Raw genomic sequence first — 14,657 nt, forward strand, 5'->3', positions numbered from 1 at the left:
ATGGGCCGCATGCAATTGCTGGATGCCGATGCGCTCGGGGCGAAAGGCATTGATGTCGCGCCGTTCCTCGAGCATTTCGCCGAACTGCCCGGCAGCGTCGCCACACTGGGCCACCGACCGGCGATCCTGGGCGCGACGCTGGGCCTGTGGAATGCCGTCATGGCGACCGGCGCCGTGCCGCTCGAACTGAAATATCTCGCGGGCCATGTCGCGAGCATGGCGGCGGGCTGCCGCTATTGCGCCGCGCATACGGCGAGCAACGCCGCGCATGGCGGGAACAGCGCCCGGATCGACGCGGTCTGGGATTTCGAGCGCAGCCCGCTCTTCACCGACGCGGAACGTAGCGCATTGCGCTTCGCGATGCTCGCCGGCCAGTCGCCTTCGGGCGTCACCGACCAGGCCTATGCCGAACTGGCCGCGCATTATGATGACGGGCAGATCGTGGAACTGCTGTCCGCGATCGCGCTCTACGGCTTCTTCAATCGCTGGAACGACAGCCTGGCGATGCCGCTGGAAGAAACGCCACGCGGTTTCGCCGAGGCACATCTGACGCCGCACGGCTGGGAAATCGGCGGCCATGGCTGAGGGCCATCCGATCGATTGCGGCTTCGCCGTCGTCCATCCCTGGCTATGCGACGCGATGGGACATCTGACGACACGCCATTATCTGGGCATGTTCGATGACGCGACCTATCATCTGTTCGCGACGCTCGGCCATACCCCCGCGCAGGACATGCTCGAACATCGCGGCTGGGCCGATGTCCGCCACGAGATCGATTATCGTTCGGAACTGGCGGCGGGCGCACTGGTCAGGATCGACGGCCGCGTGACGAGCATCGGCCGCACGTCGGTCGGCATCGAATATCGCATGTTCGAACGCACCGAGGATCGCCTGTGCGCCGCGCTCGCCGCGCGCACCGTCTGCTTCGACCTCAAGCAACGCCGGGCGCAGCCGCTGCCGGAGAATTTCATCGCGCGTGTGGCGGAGCGGTTCGGGATCCACGCGTGATACGCATCGCGCTGCCAAGGCTAATCGACGGCGTCACCCGCCAGGGCCGCAACCTTCTGCGCCGATATGCGGCCGGCGCATTCGCACGGCGCACCGGCGGATCCGGATCGCATGCGATGCGGCTGGAAAGGCTGGCGCACAGCCTGTTGTCGGGACGCGGCGAGGCATCAGGCGTGCTGATCGCGACCGAATTGCTGCAGATCTATGCCGGGGCGACGACCGACGAGCGCCTCGCCTTTTTCCGCCTGCTGGCGGAACGCTTCGACACCGGCGCGACCGCGCTCGATGCGGCATGGGCACGTTACAAGGCTGACGGACCATCGGCGTTGCCGGCGCTGGCGCAGGCCGTCGAGGCGCCGCGACAGGAACTCTTCCGCAGGCTCAACCTCGCGCCGGGCGGCACTGCCGCACTGGTCGGGATGCGCGCCGATCTCCTGCGCGCGGCGAGAAGCGCGGGCGGGACGCTCGATGCCGTCGACGCCGACCTGCTCCATCTGCTGCAATCCTGGTTCAATCGCGGCTTCCTGACGATGCGGCAGATCGACTGGTCGTCGCCGGCCAACCTGCTCGAACGCGTGACCCGGTACGAAGCGGTCCACCATATCCGCGACTGGAACGATCTGCGGAGCCGGCTCGATCCGCCCGACCGACGCTGTTTCGCCTTCTTCCATCCGGCCATGCCCGACGAACCCCTGATCTTCGTGGAGGTCGCGCTGACGCGCGGCATGCCCGATGCGATCCAGTCGGTGCTCGATCCGGCGCGCGCTCCCATGGCGTCGGCCGATGCCGACACCGCCGTCTTCTATTCGATCAGCAATTGCCAACCCGGGCTCAAGGGTGTGTCGTTCGGACATTTCCTGATCAAGCAGGTCGCGTCCGATCTGAAAGGCGACCTGCCCGGCCTCGACTGTTTCGTGACCCTGTCACCAATTCCGGGCTTCATCGCGTGGCTCGGCAAGAGCGATCCGGCGCTGGCCGAAGCCTGCAAATCGGACGATTTCGACGAAGAGGCACGCGCGAGCCTGACCGCACGGGCGATCGAGTATTTCACCACCGCCCGAACCGCCGACAACCGGCCGGTCGATCCCGTCGCGCGTTTCCACCTTGGCAACGGCGCGCGACTTGAACGGCTAAACTGGATGGGCGACACGTCCGCCAACGGCATGCGGCAGAGCGCGGGACTGATGGTCAATTATCTCTACGATCTTGCGAACATCGAAACCTATCATGAAGCCTATGCCAATGACGGCGCCGTGATATTGGGCGATCCGTTCCGCGCGACGATGCGGCAACTGACGAAACCCACCGCACGCGCGATGGCGAGGAATCGACGATGACCAATCTTTATGCGCGGCTCGCGGATTGTTTCCCGGAGGATCGCGAACAGCGCTTCGCGACGCTGCCCGGCGGCGGCATCGTCAGCTATGCCGATCTCGCCGCGCGATCCGCCCGCTATGCCAATGCCATCGTCGCATCGGGCGTCGCCCCGGGAGACCGCGTCGCGGTGCAGGCGGAAAAGAGCATCGACATGCTGATGCTCTATCTCGGCTGCCTGCGCGCGGGCGCGGTCTTCCTGCCACTCAACACCGCCTATACCAGCGGCGAGCTCGACTATTTCATGCGCGATGCAGAACCCGCTCTGTTCGTCTGCGATCCCGCCCAGGCCGATCCGATCCGCGCGCTCGCCGCCACGGCCGGCGTGGCGCGCGTCGAGACGCTGGATGATGCGGGCGGCGGTTCGCTCGCCGCGATCGCTGCCGATTGCGCCGGCACCTTCGAGACCGTGCCGCGCGCCGACGACGACCTGGCCGCGATCCTCTATACCTCCGGCACCACGGGCCGCTCCAAGGGGGCGATGCTGAGCCACGACAATCTCGCCTCCAACGCCTTCACGCTGCGCGAACATTGGCGCTTCACCGGCGCCGATGTTCTGCTGCATGCGCTACCGATCTTCCACACCCATGGCCTGTTCGTCGCGACCAATGTCGTGCTGGCGGCAGGCGCGTCGATGCTGTTCCTGTCGCGCTTCGACGTGGCCGCGATCATGGCTGCGCTGCCGCGCGCCACGGCGATGATGGGCGTGCCCACCTTCTATATCCGGCTGCTCGGCGAGGCGGGTTTCGATCGCGCGCTGGTCGCGCACATGCGGCTGTTCATCTCGGGCTCGGCGCCGCTCTCCGCCGACATCCACCGCGAATTCAACGCGCGGACGGGCCATGCCATCCTCGAACGCTATGGCATGACCGAAACCAACATGAACACGTCCAACCCCTATGACGGCGATCGCATCGCGGGCACGGTCGGCCAGCCGTTGCCGGGCGTGAGCATCCGCATCGCCGACCCCGAAAGCGGCGAGATACTGTCGCAGGGAAAGATCGGCGTGATCGAGATCGCCGGCCCCAACGTGTTCAAGGGCTATTGGCGGATGCCCGAAAAGACCGAGGCGGAGTTTCGCGGCGGCCATTTCATTTCGGGCGACCTCGGCTTCATCGACGCGCGCGGCTATGTCTCGATCGTCGGCCGCGCCAAGGACCTGATCATTTCGGGCGGCTTCAACATCTATCCCGCCGAAGTGGAGACCGCGCTGGACAAACTGGCGCAGGTGCATGAATCGGCGGTGATCGGCGTGCCCCATCCCGATCTGGGCGAAGCGGTCGTCGCCGTGGTCGTGCCGCGCGATCCTGGCTTCGCCGATGGCGACGCGCTGAAGGCGGCGCTGGCCGATCAGCTCGCCCGCTTCAAGCAGCCGCGCCGGATCCATTTCGTCGATGCGCTGCCCAAGAACGCGATGGGCAAGATCCAGAAGACGGTGCTGCGCGAGCGTTACGCCGAAGCTTCATAGCGCCTGATCCAGCGGGAATGATTCATCCTTTGTCATTCCCGCGAACGCGGGAATCCAGCTTTTCCGTGAAGCATCAGGAAGAAGAAGCTGGATTCCCGCGTTCGCGGGAATGACACTGAGGGGTGTTTCAGTTGGACGAAGCCCTGTCTTCAGCCGCCATGCGCTCAAGCGCGCGTCGATAAACAGGCATGCCGACAGCGATCAGCAGGATGATGCAGGGCAGCAGCACCGCACCGGCGAGCGAGATGGAATAGCGCAGCGCGCCTTCGTCCCCGAAGCCGAAATCGGTGATCGCCGCGATGAAGCTGGCGCCCAGACCAAGCCCGATCAGGTTCACGCACAACAGGGTCAGCGCCATCACCTGGCCACGAAGCTGATTGGGCGTCACATCCTGGATCGCCGCGATGATCACGCCCTGCGCGCCCTGACCGATCAGCGTTCCCACCGCCATCAGCGCAAGCGCGAGCACCGGGGTGGGCATCAGCGGCCCGACGATCAGCGGCAGCGCCTTGAGGATCGTCGTCATCAGCACGATCCGCATATTGGCGTCGCGCCGTCCCGCGCGCATCAACCGGCCCGACAGCCAGCCGCCGCCGAGCGTGCCGAGCGTTCCGCAGATCAGCATCACCGTGCCGTAATACAGGCCGACATCGGTGACCGACATCTTGTAGGTGCGGATCAGGAATGTCGGATACCACAAGGTCACGCCGATCGAGAGCATGCCGATCAGCGAGATCGAACCGATCAGCATGCCATAGAGCCGCCAGTGCTGACGAAGATAGGCGACGACACCCGACAAGGGCAGCGTCCGCCCCTCATACCCCTTTGCCAGTTCGCGCCTTTCGGGCTCGCGCACCGTCATCAGCAGGCCCGCGATGATCGCACCGGGAAGGCCGACGACGACGAACACCGCCTGCCACGGCGCCAGCGCGCCGATCACGGGCAATGTGATGCCGCCGGTTCCGGTGAAATATTGCAGCAATACCCCGCCGATGATGAGCGCGAGCCCGCCCCCTATCGGATAGCCGATGGCATAGACGCTGATCGCGAGCGCGCGGCGCTTCGAATCGAAATAGTCGCTGATCAGCGAATAGGCGGTGGGACTGAGCGTCGCTTCCCCCACGCCCACGCCGATCCGCGCGGCGAAGAGCTGGCCGAAGCTGCGCGCGAGCCCGCACGCCATCGTCATGATCGACCAGAGCACGACGCCCCAGACGATGATGCGCGTCCGCGCGCGGCTGGTATCGACGAAACGGCCGATCGGTATCGCGGCGACGCTGTAGAGCAGCGCGAAGGCGAAGCCCTGGAGCAGGCTGATCTGGAAATCGGTGAGGCCCAGATCCTGCTTGATCGGCACCACCAACAGGGTGAGCACGCGCGCATCGATCGCGCTGAAGCAATAAGCGAGCGAGAGAACGCCCGCGACATACCAGCGATAGGCTCCGTTCGTCGCCGTTGTCACGTCCCGCACCGCATTGCTAGCCATCGTCGCGCGTTTCCCTCTTCAAATCATCCGCCTCACCATGCCGATACGGGATTGGCCCTTGCCAGCAATTCCGAAATCCTGTCGCGCAGCTTGCCGTCGCCATCCTCGCTTTCGGGCAGCAGCCAGAAACGGCCCTCGCGAATGCCCTCCAGCGCGAAGGATGCGACTTCCTCCGGCTCGGTCAGCGCCATCTTCAGCCCGGTCGTGCGGACCAGATCCTCCATCGTCTCATAGGCCGGCTTGTTGCCGTCGGTCGCGCCGTAATCGGCGGGGCGATTGCGGTTGGAGGCGAGGATCGAGGTATTGACGACATGCGGGCCGGGAAACAGCACCGCCGCGCGCACGCGGTCGCCCTCGCGCAGCAATTGCTGGTACAGCACTTCGCTGACGCTGGTGACCGCCGCCTTGGACGCGGCATAGATCGGCGTATTGGGCAGCGAGCGGAGCCCGCCGTTCGACGAGGAGGTGTTGATCACCACGCCTTCCTCGCCCGAGGCCAGCATGCGCGGCACGAAGGCGCGGATGCCGTGGACGACGCCGAACAGGTTGACGTCGAAACCCCAGTGCCAGTCATTGGCGGGCAAAGACCAGATTGCGCGCTGCGCCTCACCCAGCCCCACCCCCGCATTGTTGAACAGCAGATGGACCGCACCGTGCCGCGCCCACACCGCATCCGCAAGCGCGTCGACCGAATCCGCCTTGGTGACGTCGACCCGGATGCCCGTCACATCGGCGCCGGTATCGGCCGCGATCTCGGCCGATACCGCATCGAGCCGGGCCTGATCGATATCGGCGAGCACCACTTTCGCCCCCGCCCCCGCCAATTGCTCGCACAGCGCACGGCCGACGCCGCTGGCGCCGCCCGTGACCACAGCGACCCGCCCCGCGAAATCGCGCATCAGGCCGCCTTCGCTTCGGCAAGCGCGATCTCGACGCCGGGATTGGACGGCGCGTCGTTGCGCTGCACCCAGAAGGGCGCGATCCATTCGGACGGCACGGTGCGCAGCAACTGCCCGCTGGTATTGGTCGCCCCCTCGACATAATCGAGGCTCAGCATCCGCCGGATCGGCACGTCGACGATCGGATCATAGGCCGATTCATGGAATCGGATCGCGCCGTCGAAACCATGATGGCGGCTATAGTTCCGCTTCCAGTTGAGCCGCGTCAGATAGACGTCGCCGTCGAACTCGCCCGGCGTGGTGATCGAGGGCAGCCCCTTGTAGCAGTAGAAATATTCCTCGAACGGCTCGGGCTTGCCCTGGTCCGCGCCGATCGTGCCCTCCACCTCGAAATAGGTGATGCCATGGCGCGAACAGGTGGCGCGGACATGGTCGCCATTCTTGTCGAACGTCGTTTCCGCGATCTTCTTGGGTTCGCCGAACCGCTCGCGGCCGCTGGTGACGACGGTTTCGCCCTCCATCGCCATATGGAAGACATAGCCGCCGCGCGTGCCCTCGTAATCGCACATCACGCCCAGGGTCAGCGCGCCGATCTCGACCGTCGTCTCGGGCGTCACATGCATCGCGACATGCGCGAACTGGAGGAAGATCTCCGGCCGCGCCGCCGGCACCAGCGGCTGGGGCAGCAGGGCGCGCGCGATCTCCGCATCGGTTTCGTACAGCGCGCGCACGGTGCGGACAGTGTTGTTGAGGCCACCTGATTGCGGCGTCGCGACCGGACCCTGAACATAGCGTAGCTTGACCATATCGTCTCTCCTTTGCGGGCCATGACTCTCCGACCGCGCGAACCTGTCGCCCGCGCGCCGATCAGCCTTGATTGAATTGAGTGCGACTAGACCGCGGCCATCTGCCGCGGCGTGTCACCCTCGGTATAGAATTGCTCGAAATAGCGCCGGAAGCGCAGGATCGGGCCGTCGCCGTCGCACAGCAGCGGGCGGGCGCGATGGATCTTGTTGTGCCAGATCGGAATGTCGCCCTCGACCCCGCTCTGGCCGCACGTATATTCGATCGCGATGAGCGCCGCCTTGTACTCGGGCGAACCTTCGGGCGTTTCGGGGAAGGTGAAGCAGAAGCGCAGTTCGACCTGATCGGCCTCGACCGGCGTCGCCAGCACCATCAGCGACAGAGTGACCACGCCCTTCAACTGCGTGAATTTCTGTCCGGCCCCGTTCTGGATCGTGTTGACGCTGGACGGGATGATCTTCGTCGTGCCGTCGGGAAGCGAAATCACGCGCTCGCCCTGTGCATCGCTGCGGCGGATATGCCCGTCATAGGCTGTCTTGCCCTCGGGCACCGCCTCCATCTTGTGGACATATTCGAAATGGGCGAGGTCGACGCCGTTCTCCGCGATCTCCTGCGGGTTGCTGGCGAAGGCCCAGAAGCGGCGGACGGGCGCGCTCCAGCCGCTTTCGGTGAAGGGCGCATGCTCGATCACGTCGAAGGTCGGTTCGATGCGATCGGGGTGATACCAGGCCCAGACGACGCCGTTCTTCTCGACCACGGGATAGGGCCGCGCGATCGGCTCGCGCTTGGTGATCGGCGGGATCGCCTTGGCATAGGGAATGTCGACGCAGAAGCCGTCGGGGCGGAACGCCCAGCTATGGAAGGGGCAGCGCAGCTTGTCGCCATCGACCGTGCCGCCATGCCCCATATGCGCGCCGAGATGCGGGCAATAGGCGTCGAGCAGGCCGACATCGCCGGACTCGCCACGGAAGATCACCAGGTCTCGGCCGAAATAGTGGAGCGGCTTCACCTCGCCCACAGCGATCTCGTCGCTATAGCTGACGAAGAACCAGCCGAACGGGATGCCCATCGGGAAACGCTGAACCACCATCCTATTCTCCCATCGGCCGGCTTTGCACCGGTCCTTCCTCGATCAGCATAGCCGCTCGGGCCTGACACGGAAGCGCCCCGATGGGGACGCACTGTGCGCGGTGATGCACAATCTTTGTCCAAACAGACGGAAAGTCTGTTTGGCAATGCGCCGATGGCGCATTGCCGCACCAGCCCGCTCCCCCACCCGGCCTCCCAACGGCAGTATCTTCTGGGAGGCCGGGTGGGGGAGCGGGCTGGTGCGGCCTTGAAAATGTGCTCTTCCGCATATTTTCAAACAGACCCTATCTGCTGCGATGCAGATGGCTGGCGAGCGCGCTCATCGCCGGCTCCATCCAGGGGCGCAGCTTGCGATGTTCGAAGCTCACCGCCAGATGATCGATGAAAGCGCGCGTCGCGGCCGGCATCATCCCCGGCGAGAACACCGCCCAGACTTCCCTGTCATAATAGGCCCATTCCTCGTCGAGCGCGGTCAGCCGCCCTTCGCGCAGGTCGTCGCGGATCACGCTGATCGGGATCTGCGCGATGCCGATGCCATGCCGTGCCGCCGACGCCAGCGCGAGGCCGCTGTTGCTTTTCCAGTTGCCCGACACCTTGACCCGGCCGTTCGCCGCATCGTCGTCGTTGAAATGAAAATGCCCGCCCAGATCGGTCAGGCAGGAATGGCCGGCCAGTTCGGCGGGCGAGGATGGCCAGCCATGCTGCGCGACATAGTTGGGCGACGCGCACAGGCAGTAGGAAAGAAAGCCGAACAGCCGCGCCTTGAGGCTCGAATCGTTGAGCCGGCCATAGCGGATGACGACGTCGAACTGTTCCTGAACCAGTTCGCTTTCGCGCAGATAGGCGACGACCTCGACCGAGATGTCGGGATGCCGGGCGCTGAAATCGGCGACGATCGACGACATGTAGCTGACGCCGAAAATATCGCTCAGCCCCACGCGGAGCCGGCCGACGGGGCGTTCCTGGAATTGCGCCATCTGACGTTCCACATCGACGAGCGAGGCGCGCATTTCCTGGCAGCGCTGATGGAACACGTCCCCCGCGGCGGTGAGCGACAGCCGCCGCGTCGTGCGCACGAGAAGCTGCGCGTTCACGCGCGCCTCCAACTCGCTCACCATCTTGCTGACATAGGATTTGGAAACGCCCAGCGCCTCCGCTCCCGCGGTGAAGCTGCCGGTATCGACGACCGCCAGAAACTCCTCGATCCCTCGCCACGTCACCGGCCGCATCCCCTGCCATGCCGCGTCGAGCGCGGCGTAGCGGGAAAGGCTAGTCGGGTCCGGGGCGGATGGAAATCCCGATCGGTCGCGATTGTTCACGATACGCGACAAATCGGGACGCGACGGATCGAAATTCGATAGACCGGACAGACGTTCGCGTTCAGGCGGCACGCTTTTCGAACTGCGCCTTTTGCGGACCGATCTTCGCGGCGAGCGACCAGAGCCCGTCGGTGTCGACATCGTAGACGTTCAGCGCATTGCCGGCCAACATCTTCTGGATATCCGTATCGGGCAGGCCGCCCAGGCTGATCGTCATCTTGTCCAGCGTCGCCGGCCAGGTGCCTTCGGGATGCGGATAATCGGTGCCCCACATGATCCGGTCGATGCCGATCTTGTAATAGGCCTCGGTCGTTTCCTCGTCGGGCAGCGCCGAACAGCCGACATGGATGTTGCGCGCGAAATATTCGCTCGGCTTCATCGTCAGGTTCGAATTATAATCGCCCAGCTTGCCGCTGGTGTGCTTCACCGACGCGCGCACATCCATCAGCTCGATCATCCAGGGGAACCAGAATTCGCCGCCGGCTTCGGTGAAGACGACATTGAGCCTGGGATAGAGTTCGAACACGCCGCCGAAGATCATCGTCCACATCGGCCGCGTCAGCCAGAAGGCATATTCGGAGAGATAGGTGCCGATCCAGCCGGGCTGGCTGGTGTCATAGGCCGGCGCGCCGCCCGAATGGAAATGAACGGGCATGTTCAATTCCTGCAGCAGATCCCACATCGGATAATATTTCCGGTGGTTGTACATGGCGTAGCCGTCCATGATCGCGGGCAGGAACACGCCCTTCAGCCCGGCCTCGCGCGCCCAGCGTATCTCCTTCAGATTCTCGTCGACATCGTAGAGCGCGGGGATGACCGCCAGGCCGATGCGCCGCACCGGATCCTCGCGGCAGAATTCGGCGAGCCAGCGATTATGCGCGCGCCCGCCCGCCCATTGCAGTTCGGGATCGACGCCGAAGGGGCGCAGGCCGACATCGGCGCCAAAGGGTGGCGCGTTGCGCTCGGTGATGCCATCGGGGAACAGCACCTCCGCCGCAACGCCGTCATGATCGAGCACGCGGTTGCGGATCACCGGATCCCAGGCACCCTCCAGTCCGTCGCCAACGCGGGCGCGCCATTTGGTGTTGAAATCGTCGAGCAGGAACAGCTTCTCATGCTCCTCGCGCATCTTGATCTCGCGCGCGACGCGCTCATCGAACTGCGCATGGTATCTGCTCTCCAGATAGTCGCGATAGCGCTCGGGCGGCAGGCCCGCATGGCCGTCGGACGAAATGACGAGATAGCGATCCATGAAACTCACTCTCCTGCTGATGTCGGGCTGGGCCGGCCTTGTCGGCTCCACCGCCCATCCGATCCTTCTTCCCGAGAATACCGCGCCGCTCCCCGCCGCCACAAGGCAACCACCGCGCACAAACTATCGCTCACAGGAAACGATCGAGGGCACGGAAGCGCTGAATTCTGCCAATGCCGGGGTGATCAGGGTGTAGATGAGCAGCGCCGCCAGCGATCCGGCGAGGACGATGAAGGGCGCCGCCGGAAACAATTGATAGAGCATGACGGCGACGATCGGCGGCACGACGATCGCGGCGCCCGCGATCGCCGAGAGCGCGCCGGCCACCGCGCCCTGGCCGATATCGGGCGCGACGAGCGAGGCGCCCGCGCTGAAACCCGGCCGCGCCAGGCCGTAGCCCAGATTGACGAGCGCGAAGGCGGCGACGAGCGCTGGATAGCCCGGCAGCAACACGATGAGCGCGTTTCCGGCCAGCGCCAGCGCCGCCCCCCAGCGCAGCAGAGCGCGCGGCATCATGCCGCCGATCCCGATCAGCCCCCATTGCGCGACAAGGCCCGCGACCGCGCCCGCGACCATCGCGATGCCGATCGCCCCCTGCGCCGCGATCGGCGGCACAGCCAGCCGATCGATGACGAGAAAGCCGAGCGTATAGGTGTTGGCGGCCTGCGCCGAACTGACGACGAAGCCGTAGAGCAGGAACGGCCGCACCTTCGCGTCGCGCCAGATGTCGCGCGCCGTCATCCCGCTATCCTCGCCCGGCCCGGCAAGGTATCGCGGCGTGTCGCGTGGCAGCGCCACCGCGACGAGCAGCAGGATCGCGGCGCCGCCCAGCCCGAACAGGAACATCGGCCCGGCAAGGCCGGCCGGCGGCAGGATCAGGAACGGCGCCATCGCCGGCCCCAAAATCGTGCCGAGGCTGAGCGCACCGCCAAGCGCCGCGATCGCGCGCACACGCGCCTCGCCGCTGCTGTGATCGGCGACATAGGCCTGCGCTGCCGTGGCCGACGCCGATCCGAAGATGCCGTAGCTGGAGCGGATCACCAGGAAAGCGAGAAAGACGATGAAGGGCGCCGCCATCCGGTCGAGCCCGGCGAGCACGACCAGCCCGCAGCCCATCATCGAAAAGACGAAGCCGCACAGCCCGACCAGGATCAGCGGCTTGCGGCCGCGCCGATCGGACAGCCCCGCCCAATAGGGCGACGAGATCGCCCACATCAGCGCCGACAGCGAAAAGATGCCGGCGATCAGGAAATCGGAGATCCCGATCTCGCGGCCGACCGTCGGCATCACCGAGATCAGCCCGGTATTGCCGATCGCGGTCGCCAGCGTGGTCGCGAACAGCGCGGCGAAGGCGAGGCGCGGCAGGCGCGAACCCGCCGCGTCGATTGCCATCCGGTTCATGACGGGCCTCGCATTCCGCCGGGGTCAGAACCGCAGCCGGGCCTCCGCGCCGAAGGTGCGGGGATCGCCCCATTGGCGGACGGTGAACAGGCCGAGGTTGATCGCGGCGGTCCAGTATTTCTTGTCGGTGAGGTTGCGGCCCCAGACCGAGAATTCGAACTCCGTCCCGCCGCCGAGATCGATGCCGCCCAGGGTGACGCGCCCGTCGAGCAGGCCATAGGCGATGCGCTTGGTCAGCGGATCGGGGGCGATGTTGCTGTGCTGCGAACCGCGCCACGAATAATTGAGGCTGGGGGTCAGATCGACATCGCCCATCGGGATGCGCCACTGCCCGCCGATCTGGAAATTATGCTTGGGCACGAGCGGAATGACGTAGCTGTTCGTGACATCCTGTCCATTGGGCAGGATGAACTCGTCATATTTGGCGTCGACATAGCCATAGCCGAAATTGAGCGTGAGATTGTCGACCGGGCGCACCTGCCCTTCAAGCTCGAAGCCGGTATAGCTGGCCTTGCCGGCATTGATGATGTTGGTGGTGATGAGCGCGGGGACGAACACGCCCGCCTGAAAATCCTTGTAGATGCTGTGATAGACGGCGGCGTTCAGGCTGAGGCGTCCATTCATGAAGATGCCCTTGGTGCCGAGCTCGAACGAGGTGAGCTTTTCGGGATCGAAGGGCGTGTTGAACGCCGAATTGTTCGCCGCGGTATCGTTGAACCCGCCGCTCTTGAAGCCCGTCGCGAAGCGCGCATAGACGTTGAAGTCACGCTGGATCGCGAAGGAGATGCTCGCCTCGGGCGTCAGCCGCGACCAGGATTTCTGGTTCTCGAGCGGGATCAGGTCGTAAGGGCCGGGTCCGTTGCCGCTGGGCAGCACACCCGAAGCGGGGCCGCCGCTGCGCGTGACCGGATTCCCGTTCGCATCGCGCTGGAACACGCCAGACAGCGGATTGGCCGGATTGGCGGCATAGTTGCTGTACGAGAAGAACAGGTTGCGGACGCGCTTGGTCTCCTTGGTCCAGCGCAGGCCGGCGGTCACGTCCAGCCGGTTGTCGAGCGCCGAGGGACTCCAGGTGAACTGGCCATAGCCCGCGATCGACTTGTTGCGCGCGCCGCGATCGCTCAGGTCGTAGCGGTTCTTGACGCCGAGCTGCACCGACCAGCGCGGATTGTACACGCCATAGCTGTCGCGCATGTAGAAGGCGCCGAGCGTGTAGCGGAAATCGTCGCTCGTCCCGATCACCTGCAATTCCTGGGTGAACTGGCGATAGTCGTTGTCGAGCGTGAAGCGCAGCAGATCGGAGACGGTGCCGTCGAAATCGCTGTTGCTGCGCGTCTTGAGATTGCGCCAGGCGGTGATCGATTTCAGCGTCACTTCGCCGAAGGGCGTCGCGCCCGCATCATATTCGGCGGTCACGGCATGGCCATGGACGCTGAAATCGCTGCGCCCGGTGGCGTCGGTCGCGATGCCGCGGGGGCGTTCGGTGTAGATGGAATTGGCGATCAGCGGATACAGCGCCTTGAGCGATCCGGTGGGCGAGATCAGGCCCGGCGCGCTGATCGCCAGCATGACGCCGGTGCCCTTGCTGTCCGTGATGTCATAGGCATAGCCGATCGACAGATTGCTCGTCGGTTCCCACAATATGTCGGCGCGCGCCGCCACCTGCTCCTGCTCGCCGAAATCGCCATGCGCCGGCCCGCTATTCTTGTAGAAGCCACCGAACTGCCGGCCCGAGACGCCGAACTTCATCTTGATCGCGCCGAGCCCGCTTTCGATCGTCGGCACGTTCACCATCAGCCTTTGGGTGTAGAGACCATCCTCGCCGATCCCGAGCAGCAGCTGGCCGCCGAATTCGCCGCTGGGCTTGCGCGTGACGAGGTTGATCGCGCCGCCGATCGTATTCTTGCCGTACAGCGTGCCCTGCGGCCCGCGCAGCACCTCGACGCGCTGGAGATCGACGGTGTCGAACGCGGCGCCCGTCGACTTCGAGACGGGCACGCCGTCGATGTAGATGCCGACGGGCTGGTCGCGGCCCAGGCTGGTGTCGCCCGCAGGCGCAAGGCCACGGATCGAGATCAGCGGGCTCCAGGAATTGCCGACGGTCTCGTTGATCTGGATGTTCGGAACGACGGTGCCGATCGCGGTGACGGTGGTCGCGCCCGCATTTTCGAGCCGCTGCTCGCCGATCGCCGAAACCGAGATCGGAACATCGACCAGCCTTTCCTCGCGGCGCTGCGCGGTGACGACGATCTCGTCATTGACGGGGGCGGCGGATTCAGCGGATTCGGCCTGGGCGAAGGCCGGCCCGGCACACAGAGTGGCAGCGGCGGTGTTCATCAGCATGATCAATCGGGCGCGACGATTCATAATCCCTCCTCAGTATCCGCCGAAAGGGATCGGTATCGCGCCGGCCGACGGCCGACATTGCCCCCTCCCATCAATGCTGCGATTTTCGCAGTCAGAACAGTATCTTGCTTACGAAATGCGGACAGATTTCGTTCGAAGACCGTAACATCATCCTTGCCGATGCGCCGTTCATCAACAAGGCCACGGCCA

General features: G+C 65.1%; 12 protein-coding genes. 4 read left to right on the plus strand and 8 right to left on the minus strand.

What is annotated here, in order from left to right; genetic code table 11:
- From K7G82_RS16960 to K7G82_RS16975, 4 genes are read left to right on the plus strand one after another with little or no spacing between them, the layout of a single operon-like run.
- Entirely contained in the window at positions 1-585 is a 585-nt protein-coding gene (locus K7G82_RS16960) for a carboxymuconolactone decarboxylase family protein (RefSeq protein WP_222991101.1), read from the plus strand.
- Positions 578-1,009, plus strand: a complete 432-nt coding sequence (locus K7G82_RS16965) for an acyl-CoA thioesterase (protein ID WP_222991102.1) — start codon at positions 578-580, stop codon at positions 1,007-1,009. The genes K7G82_RS16960 and K7G82_RS16965 overlap by 8 nt, the downstream gene beginning before the upstream one ends.
- On the plus strand, positions 1,006-2,346 hold the full coding sequence (locus K7G82_RS16970; protein WP_222991103.1) for a malonyl-CoA decarboxylase domain-containing protein: 1,341 nt from the start codon (positions 1,006-1,008) through the stop codon (positions 2,344-2,346). The genes K7G82_RS16965 and K7G82_RS16970 overlap by 4 nt, the downstream gene beginning before the upstream one ends.
- Complete coding sequence (locus K7G82_RS16975) at positions 2,343-3,851, plus strand: malonate--CoA ligase (protein ID WP_222991104.1); 1,509 nt, start codon at positions 2,343-2,345, stop codon at positions 3,849-3,851. The genes K7G82_RS16970 and K7G82_RS16975 overlap by 4 nt, the downstream gene beginning before the upstream one ends.
- Positions 3,852-3,978: 127 nt before the next feature.
- Here K7G82_RS16975 and K7G82_RS16980 read toward each other — a convergent pair whose 3' ends face one another.
- The 8 genes from K7G82_RS16980 to K7G82_RS17015 form a co-directional block, all read right to left on the minus strand.
- Entirely contained in the window at positions 3,979-5,337 is a 1,359-nt protein-coding gene (locus K7G82_RS16980; RefSeq protein ID WP_222991105.1) for an MFS transporter, read from the minus strand.
- Between the two features lie 32 nt (positions 5,338-5,369).
- Positions 5,370-6,236 carry an SDR family NAD(P)-dependent oxidoreductase gene (locus K7G82_RS16985; RefSeq protein ID WP_222991106.1) on the minus strand — a complete coding sequence of 289 codons (867 nt, stop codon included), beginning with the start codon at positions 6,234-6,236 and terminating at the stop codon, positions 5,370-5,372.
- Complete coding sequence (locus K7G82_RS16990; protein ID WP_222991107.1) at positions 6,236-7,042, minus strand: acetoacetate decarboxylase family protein; 807 nt, start codon at positions 7,040-7,042, stop codon at positions 6,236-6,238. The genes K7G82_RS16985 and K7G82_RS16990 overlap by 1 nt, the downstream gene beginning before the upstream one ends.
- An 86-nt stretch (positions 7,043-7,128) precedes the next feature.
- The gene (locus K7G82_RS16995) at positions 7,129-8,130 is read right to left on the minus strand and encodes a Rieske 2Fe-2S domain-containing protein (protein ID WP_246623634.1); all 1,002 of its coding nucleotides are present in this window, start codon (positions 8,128-8,130) and stop codon (positions 7,129-7,131) included.
- Between the two features lie 283 nt (positions 8,131-8,413).
- Positions 8,414-9,349, minus strand: a complete 936-nt coding sequence (locus tag K7G82_RS17000; protein WP_222991108.1) for a LysR family transcriptional regulator — start codon at positions 9,347-9,349, stop codon at positions 8,414-8,416.
- Between the two features lie 160 nt (positions 9,350-9,509).
- Positions 9,510-10,700, minus strand: coding sequence for an amidohydrolase family protein (locus tag K7G82_RS17005; protein ID WP_222991109.1), 1,191 nt, complete (start codon positions 10,698-10,700; stop codon positions 9,510-9,512).
- A gap of 123 nt (positions 10,701-10,823) precedes the next feature.
- Positions 10,824-12,101: an MFS transporter gene (locus K7G82_RS17010; protein WP_246623635.1), complete on the minus strand. Its 1,278-nt coding sequence runs from the start codon at positions 12,099-12,101 to the stop codon at positions 10,824-10,826.
- Positions 12,102-12,125: 24 nt separating this feature from the next.
- Positions 12,126-14,468, minus strand: a complete 2,343-nt coding sequence (locus K7G82_RS17015; RefSeq protein ID WP_246623636.1) for a TonB-dependent receptor — start codon at positions 14,466-14,468, stop codon at positions 12,126-12,128.
- Between the last annotated feature and the right edge of the window lie 189 nt (positions 14,469-14,657).

This window comes from Sphingomonas colocasiae (genome assembly GCF_019880585.1).
Classification (GTDB): domain Bacteria; phylum Pseudomonadota; class Alphaproteobacteria; order Sphingomonadales; family Sphingomonadaceae; genus Sphingobium_A; species Sphingobium_A colocasiae.

Excerpts from the sequence above, each read along its gene's own strand:
- K7G82_RS16960 (WP_222991101.1), top strand. The coding sequence starts at position 1 with ATGGGCCGCATGCAATTGCTGGATGCCGATGCGCTCGGGGCGAAAGGC.
- K7G82_RS16965 (WP_222991102.1), top strand. The coding sequence starts at position 578 with ATGGCTGAGGGCCATCCGATCGATTGCGGCTTCGCCGTCGTCCATCCC.
- K7G82_RS16975 (WP_222991104.1), top strand. The coding sequence starts at position 2,343 with ATGACCAATCTTTATGCGCGGCTCGCGGATTGTTTCCCGGAGGATCGC.
- K7G82_RS16980 (WP_222991105.1), bottom strand. The coding sequence starts at position 5,337 with ATGGCTAGCAATGCGGTGCGGGACGTGACAACGGCGACGAACGGAGCC.
- K7G82_RS16985 (WP_222991106.1), bottom strand. The coding sequence starts at position 6,236 with ATGCGCGATTTCGCGGGGCGGGTCGCTGTGGTCACGGGCGGCGCCAGC.
- K7G82_RS16990 (WP_222991107.1), bottom strand. The coding sequence starts at position 7,042 with ATGGTCAAGCTACGCTATGTTCAGGGTCCGGTCGCGACGCCGCAATCA.
- K7G82_RS16995 (WP_246623634.1), bottom strand. The coding sequence starts at position 8,130 with ATGGTGGTTCAGCGTTTCCCGATGGGCATCCCGTTCGGCTGGTTCTTC.
- K7G82_RS17005 (WP_222991109.1), bottom strand. The coding sequence starts at position 10,700 with ATGGATCGCTATCTCGTCATTTCGTCCGACGGCCATGCGGGCCTGCCG.
- K7G82_RS17010 (WP_246623635.1), bottom strand. The coding sequence starts at position 12,101 with ATGAACCGGATGGCAATCGACGCGGCGGGTTCGCGCCTGCCGCGCCTC.
- K7G82_RS17015 (WP_246623636.1), bottom strand. The coding sequence starts at position 14,468 with ATGAATCGTCGCGCCCGATTGATCATGCTGATGAACACCGCCGCTGCC.